Below are 7,561 nucleotides of genomic sequence, written 5' to 3' on the forward strand. Positions count from 1 at the left end.
CATCGCCAATGCCCGCGCCGCGCTGGGCCGGGCCTGGGGCATCCTGCTGGACGTCGCGCGCGAGGCCTATCCCAAGGACTGGCGCGGCCTGACGCCGCGGCTGGTCACCCTCGCCTCCTGGGTCGGCTACGACCTGGACGGCCGCTCCGATATCCGCTGGACCGACACGCTGCACAAGCGCCTGCTGGTGCAGGCGGCGCAGCTGGACCATTACCTGGCCGAGGTGCGGGCGATCCGGGCCCAGGTGCCGCGCGAGGCCGCCGACCTGCTGGAGACGCTGGACCTGCTGGAGAGCCGGATCGCGCTGGCCATCGCCCAGATCCGCGACGAGGTCGCCGCCTTCGCCGTGGCCGATCCCGGCTCCGCCGCCGGGCGCGAGCAGATCCGCGTCATCAGCCAGCGCATCCATGCCGGCCAGGCGCTGCGACTGACCGAATCCGCCAGCCTGATCGCGATCGTCGACCGGGCGCTGGAGCGCACCGAGGATCCGGAGCTGTCGCGCCGCTTCTGCCTGCTCCGGGCCGAGCTGGCGACCCATGGGCTGGGCGCCGCCCACACTCATGTGCGGATCAACGCCACCCAGGTGCACAACGCCATCCGCAAGGCGGTCGGCATGGTGTCCGACCCCAACGACCCGCGGTACCGGCAATCCTACCTCGACCGGCTGAATGCCCTGCTGGACGCGGTCGAGCCGGTGTCGGTGAATTTCGGGTCGCTGCTGGCGGAGCGCACCTCGGTCAAGCGCCTGTTCATGCTGCTGGCGCAGATGCTGAAGTACAACGACCGGTCGGCGCCGATCCGCTTCCTGATCGCCGAGAGCGAGAGCGCCTTCACCTGCCTGACCGCGCTGTACTACGCCCGGCTGTTCGGGGTCGACGGCATGGTCGACATCTCGCCGCTGTTCGAGACCGAGAAGGCGCTGGAGAACGGCAGCCGGATCATCGAGCAGCTGCTGGAGAACCCGCATTACCGCGACTATGTCCGCCGCCGCGGCCGGGTCTGCGTCCAGACCGGCTATTCCGACGCCGGGCGCTATCTCGGCCAGACCCCGGCGGGCGCCTCGATCGAGCGGCTGCGGCTGCGGCTGATCCGGGTGATCGCCAAGGCCGGGCTGCCGGACGTGCAGCTGCTGATTTTCGACACCCACGGCGAATCGATCGGCCGCGGCTGCCATCCGGGCGGCATCGCCGACCGGCTGACCTATGTCGACCCGCCGGCGACCCGGGCCTTCATGGCCGAGCAGGGCGTCGCCTTCAAGCAGGAGGTCAGCTTCCAGGGCGGCGACGGCTACCTGTACTTCGCCCATCCCGACCTGGCCTATGCGGTGGTCACCCGCATCCTGCAGCACGTCCTGGCCGAGATCGACGACACCCGCGACGACCCGTTCTACGACGAGGCCTCCTACATCCGCGAGTTCTTCACCACGGTGAAGGAGTTCCAGGTCCGGCTGATGGAGAGCCGCGACTACGGCGTGCTGCTGCAGGCGCTGGGCCCGAACCTCCTGTTTCCCTCCGGCAGCCGCGCGACCAAGCGGCAGCATGAGGACCCGAGCGAGCTGGACCATGCCATGCCGTCGCAGCTGCGGGCGATCCCGCACAACGCGATCCTGATGCAGCTGGGCCTGATGGCCAACAGCGTCGGCGGCGCCGGCGCCGCCATCGCCAAGGACCCGGAGCGGTTCCGCGAGCTCTACGCCGCCTCGCCCAGGTTCCGGCAGTTGCTGGGGATCATCACCTACGGCGCCTCGGCCAGCAATCCGGCGGCGATGAAATCCTATATCGACGCGCTGGACCCGGGATCCTGGATCACGCGCGCCGCCGCCACCGGCGACCGCGAGCTGGCGGACCGGATGGTGGCGCTGTCCGGCCATCTCGAGCCGATGCCGGTGTGGGAGCGGCAGAGCCGCGTGTTCCGCGCGCTGCACAAGGATTTCATCCTGCTGCGCGAGGGGCTGGAGAGCATCGCCGAGCAGTCGCCGCATGTCGATGCCGCCAGCCGCGACGCGCTGGCCGTGCTGCACGCGGTGCGCCTGGCGCTGATCCAGGAGATCTTCCTGCTGGCCATGCGGATCCCGGAATTCTCCAGCCGGCACAACCTGACGCTGAAGCAGGTGATCGCCCGCATCCTGCATCTCGACGTGCTGCCGGCGGTGCAGTCGCTGGAGGAGATCTTCCCGCTGACCGAGGACACCATTGCCGTGACCGATTTCGGCGAGGCCGCGACCTACCGCTCGGATGAGAGCCAGAACTACCAGTTCGAGAACGAGCGGATCTTCCGCCCGATGCGGCAGATCTACGGCCTTCTCCGCCGGGTTTCTGCCGCGGTGGTGCACCGCACGGGGTTCTTCGGATAGGCGGAGCGGGCGAGGGACGCCCCCTCGCCCGCCGCCCATCCGTCAGAGCACGAAGTCGCTTGCGAAGAGGGTGGTGGCGCTGATGACGCCGATCTGCATGTCGGCCACCTTGTCGCCATTGACGTCGACCAGCACCGACTGCAGGCCGCCGGTAGCCACCACCCGCACCTCGTGCCCGGCGCCGGTGAAGGCGCCGCCGCCGAGGAAGGTGAAGGCGGTGTCGCCGTTGCCGGCATTGCCGTCGGCATCGATCAGATGCAGGTCGATGCGGTCGCCCTCGGCATGCGAGAAGTCGTTGATGCTGTCGCGGCCGGCCGCTGCCACGGTGCTGTCGGAAATCGCGGTGTAGACGAAGCGGTCGGCGCCGGCGCCGCCCTTCAGGGCATCCGCCCCGCCGCCCCCGGCCAGCACGTCGTTCCCGGCCATGCCCCACAGCGCGTTCGCCCCGGCGCTGCCGGTGATGGTGTCGGCATAGGCCGAGCCCATCACATTCTCGATGCCGCTGTAGGTGTCGCCCGCCGCGTCGCCGGCCGTGCCCGTGCCGGTGGCGAGGTTGACCGTCACCGCCGCCGTCGCCGCGTCGTACAGCGCGATGTCGGTGCCGTTGCCGCCGTTCAGCGCATCCGCCCCGGCACCTCCGGTCAGATAGTCGTCGCCATCGCCGCCGCTGAGCTGGTCGGCCCCGGCCTCGCCGTAGAGGGAATCATTGCCGGCGTCGCCGGTGATGATGTCTCCGCCGTCGCCGCCATAGAGCCGATCCGTCCCGGCCAGGCCGCGCAGCACATTGGCGCCGGCATCGCCCTTGATCACGTCGTCGAAGGCCGAGCCCAGCACGTTCTCGACGCCGATGAAGGTATCCCCGGCCGCGACGCCGCCGGTCCCGCCGCCGGCGAGGCTCAGCGTCACTCCGGCGCCGGCCTCGGCGTAGTTGGCGGTGTCGCTGCCGGCGCCGCCGTTCAGCACATCGGCGCCGTCGCCGCCGATCAGCAGGTCGTCGCCGTCGCCGCCCTGCAGCGTGTCGGTGCCGGCCTCGCCGTAGAGCGAGTCGTTGCCCGCGTCGCCGGCGAGGACATCGTTGCCGCCGCGGCCCCACAGCGTGTTGGCGCCGGCATCGCCGGTCAGGCTGTCGGCGAAGGCCGAGCCGCCGAGATATTCGATCCCGGTCAGCACATCCCCGGCCGCGTCGCCGCCGGTGTTGATGCCGGTGGCGAGGTTGACCGTGACCCCGGCCGCAGACCCCAGGTAATCCGCCCGGTCGGTGCCAGCACTGCCATCGATCTGATCGGCCCCGCTGCCGCCGGTGAGCACGTCGTTGTCGCCGTCGCCGCTGAGCACATCGACGCCGCTGCCGCCGTCGAGCGTCTGGGCGCCGACACCGCCGGTGAGCCGGTCATTGCCATCGCCGCCATACATGACGCCGGGCCCCGTCAGCACATCGTCGCCAGCGCCGCCGATCATGGTGTCGGCCGCAGTCAGAGTGTCGTTGCCGTCCCCGCCGTCCAGGAAGGTCGTGGCGATCAGAACGTCGTCACCGTCCAGGCCGTACACGCTATGGGGCCAGCGATACCCGCCGTCGACGCGATCGTCCCCGTTCGTCAGGATGAGATCGTACTTTCCCCCGTCACTGACCCCGTACGAGCCGTCATAGGTGCTGAACCACTCGCTATAGAATCCGATATTCGTGGTCTTTCCCTGAAACGTCAGAAATTGGTAGTAATTGAGAAGCTCGATAATAATGTTGGCCGCGATTCTATCCTCGCTCCAGAATATGGTCACGCCAGCCCCATCCGGGCCGATGACATAGTCGCTGAGGTCGAGATCCGGCGGGGTCGGGTTGGCCATATTCATTTCTCCTCAATCGATATTTTATGTGTAAACAGATCTTTTTTTAACTATCTGATCCTGCAGCGCCACTGGCGGGCAGGCGGTACCGCCCGGCCGGACAGGGGCCGCGCGCTGTCGATCTCAGCCGCCGACGATAATCCTGACCCCTCGCGAATTCCAGTCCCGACGCCACGCCCGCTCCAGCCGAACGACCGGAGCGGGCGTGGCGTCGGGAGACGCGCCATCCCTTCCTTCCGCCCGCGGCCGGAACCCTTTAGAACGGAATCAACCGCCTCAGCGATCGATCGAGACCATGACCGATTCCAGCAGCGCCCCGCGCACCGTCCGCCTCGCCGACTACCGCCTGCCCGACTTCCTGATCGACGCGGTCGATCTGCGCTTCGACCTGCGCGAGGACGGGGCGACGGTGACCTCGCGCCTGACCATGCGGCGCAACCCGGCGACCTCCGACCCCGCGGCGCCGCTGGTGCTGGACGGCCAGGGCCTCAAGCTGACCGGCGTCGCCCTGGACGGCGAGGCTCTGGGCGACAACCGCTATACGGTCGATGCCGAGCACCTGACCCTGCCCGGCCTGCCGAACGCCTTCACCCTCGAGATCACCACCGAGATCGATCCGCAGAACAACACCTCGCTGCAGGGGCTCTACACCTCCGGCGATACGTTCTGCACCCAGTGCGAGGCCGAGGGCTTCCGCCACATCACCTATTATCTCGACCGGCCGGACATCCTGGCCCGCTACACAACCACCATCGTGGCGGACAAGGCGAAGTATCCGGTGCTGCTGTCCAACGGCAATCCGGTGGGCGCCGGCGAGGCCGAGGGCGGCCGGCACTGGGCGAAATGGGAGGACCCCTTCCCCAAGCCGTCCTACCTGTTCGCCCTGGTGGCCGGCGACCTGGTCGCGGTGGAGGACAGCTTCACCACCCGCTCCGGCCGGCCGATCGACCTGAAGATCTTCACCCGCCCGGGCGACGAGGCCAAGGTCGGCCACGCCATGCGATCGCTGAAGGCGTCGATGGCCTGGGATGAGCAGGTCTACGGCTTCGAATACGACCTCGACCTGTTCATGATCGTCGCCGTCTCCGACTTCAACATGGGGGCGATGGAGAACAAGGGCCTGAACATCTTCAACACGGCCCTGGTCCTGGCCAGCCGCGAGACCGCGACCGACGGCGACTTCCAGCGGGTCGAATCCGTGGTGGCGCATGAGTACTTCCACAACTGGACCGGCAACCGCATCACCTGCCGCGACTGGTTCCAGCTGTCGCTGAAGGAAGGCCTGACCGTCTTCCGCGACCAGGAATTCTCGGCCGACATCAACAGCCGGCCGGTGCAGCGCATCGCCGATGTCCGCCGCCTGCGCGCCATCCAGTTCCCGGAGGATGCCGGCCCGATCGCCCATCCGATCCGGCCCGAGAGCTATATCGAGATCAACAACTTCTACACGCCGACGGTGTACGAGAAGGGGGCGGAGGTCATCCGCATGATCCACACCCTGCTCGGGGCCGAAGGCTACCGGAAGGGCATCGATCTTTATGTAAAACGCCATGACGGGCAGGCCGCGACCTGCGAGAACTTCGTCGCGGCGATGGAGGATGCGAGCGGCGTCGATCTGAAACTGTTCCGGCGCTGGTATTCCCAGGCCGGCACGCCGGAGATCACGGCCGAGGAGACGTGGGACGCCACCTCCGGCCGCTACACCCTGACCCTGGCGCAGTCGACCGCGCCGACACCGGGCCAGCCGGACAAGCAGCCGCTGCACATCCCGGTGGCGCTCGGCCTGCTCGATGCCCAGGGCCGTGACCTGCCGGTGCGGCTGGCCGGCGAGGCCGAGGCCAAGCCCGGCACCCGGGTGCTGTCGCTGAACGGCGCGGTCCAGCGCTTCGTGTTCGAGGGGCTGGCCGCGCGGCCGGTGCCGTCGCTGTTCCGCGGCTTCTCCGCCCCTGTCAAGCTGGCGCCGCAGCCGCGCGAGCGGCTGGCCTTCCTGTTCGCCCATGACAGCGACCCGTTCAACCGCTGGGAGGCCGGCCAGCAGTTGGCGGCGCAGCTGCTGCTGGAGGGCGTCGCGGCCCGAAAGGCCGGCCGCGAGTGGCGGCTGGACCCGGATTTCGTCGCCGCCGTCGGCCGGCTGCTGGAGGACAAGGCGCTGGACGCCGCCTTCGTCGCCGAGGCGATGGCGCTGCCGGGCGAATCCTTCCTGGCCGACCAGATGGCCGAGATCGATGTCGAGGGCATCCATGCGGTGCGCGAGGCGGCAAGATTGGCCATCGCCACGGCGCTGCGGGACCGGCTGCTGGCCATCCATAAGGCCAATGACGACAAGGGACCGTTCGACGTCTCCGCCGCCGCCGTCGGCCGGCGGGCGCTGAAGAACGCCTGCCTGGGCTATCTCGGTCTCCTCGAGGGCGACATCGAGGCGACCGGGCTGGTCCTGGTCCAGGCACGGACCGCCGGCACCATGACCGACGTGCTGGCGGCGCTGACCGTGCTGCGCGACCGCGACATCCCGGAGCGGGCCGAGACGTTGGAGGCGTTCTACGCCAAGTGGCAGGACGAGCCGCTGGTGGTCGACAAGTGGTTCGCGCTGCAGGCGACGTCCGCCTTGCCCGGCACGCTCGACGCGATCAAGGCGCTGACCCGGCACCCGGCCTTCACCCTGCGCAACCCGAACCGGGCGCGGGCGCTGATCTCCAGCCTGGCCATGGGCAACCCGCTGCATTTCCACGCGGCGGACGGTTCCGGCTATGCCTTCCTGGCCGACCAGGTGCTGGCGCTGAACGGGCCGAACCCGCAGCTGGCGGCGCGCATCCTGGTGCCGCTGGGCCGCTGGCAGCGGCACGAGCCCGGCCGGCAGGCGGCGATGAAGGCCGAGCTGGACCGGATCCTGGCGGCGCCCGACCTGTCGCGCGACGTCTACGAGATCGCGGCCAAGAGCCGGGCTTAACGCTGCAACGGCCTTCCTTCCTGTCATTGCCGGGCTTGACCCGGCAATCCAGAAGGTGTCGACGCTCTCTGGATGCCCGGGTCAAGCCCGGGCATGACAGGAAAATTGAAACTAAACCAAGAGATAGGGGGAGGATGATCGGGATGACGCTATCGTCAGGGGGATGGTTTCACCCCTTCGGCGCGAAACTGCTGCTTCATTTCGTGCCGTTGACCAGACCGGACCGGCGCCTTACCTCGCCTGCAGTCACTGGAGCACCGATCCCTTGGCCCCTACTCCGCCCCGCCCGTCCTCGACCGGACCGATCGACGACCGCGCCGCCGGCCGCTGGCTGAAACGGCAGGCCGGGCTGGCGCGCCGGCCGATCGGGCTGACCGCGGCGGCCGGGATCGCGCAGGGCCTGTGCGGCGTGGCCCAGG

The 7,561-nt window shown here is 69.0% G+C and carries 3 protein-coding genes; 2 read left to right on the forward strand and 1 reads right to left on the reverse strand.

The genetic code is table 11. The features are described 5' to 3' along the window. A partial coding sequence (locus tag P409_RS20450; protein ID WP_034842739.1) for a phosphoenolpyruvate carboxylase occupies positions 1-2,353 on the forward strand: 2,353 nt, incomplete at its 5' end. Positions 2,354-2,395: 42 nt separating this feature from the next. Here the strand turns inward: P409_RS20450 and P409_RS36320 are convergent. Beyond that, positions 2,396-4,195 (reverse strand): calcium-binding protein, encoded by a 1,800-nt coding sequence (locus tag P409_RS36320; RefSeq protein WP_052121024.1) that lies wholly within the window; start codon positions 4,193-4,195, stop codon positions 2,396-2,398. Between the two features lie 295 nt (positions 4,196-4,490). On the opposite strand from P409_RS36320, the gene pepN reads away from it, so the two are divergent. After that, positions 4,491-7,142 carry an aminopeptidase N gene (pepN, locus tag P409_RS20460; RefSeq protein WP_034842743.1) on the forward strand — a complete coding sequence of 884 codons (2,652 nt, stop codon included), beginning with the start codon at positions 4,491-4,493 and terminating at the stop codon, positions 7,140-7,142. Positions 7,143-7,561: the final 419 nt, after the last annotated feature.

It is taken from the genome of Inquilinus limosus MP06 (assembly GCF_000767795.1).
GTDB classification, from domain to species: Bacteria; Pseudomonadota; Alphaproteobacteria; order DSM-16000; family Inquilinaceae; genus Inquilinus; species Inquilinus limosus_E.

Bases quoted from the DNA above. Each gene is read 5' to 3' on its own strand.
- P409_RS36320 (WP_052121024.1), bottom strand. From the start codon at position 4,195: ATGGCCAACCCGACCCCGCCGGATCTCGACCTCAGCGACTATGTCATC.
- pepN (WP_034842743.1), top strand. From the start codon at position 4,491: ATGACCGATTCCAGCAGCGCCCCGCGCACCGTCCGCCTCGCCGACTAC.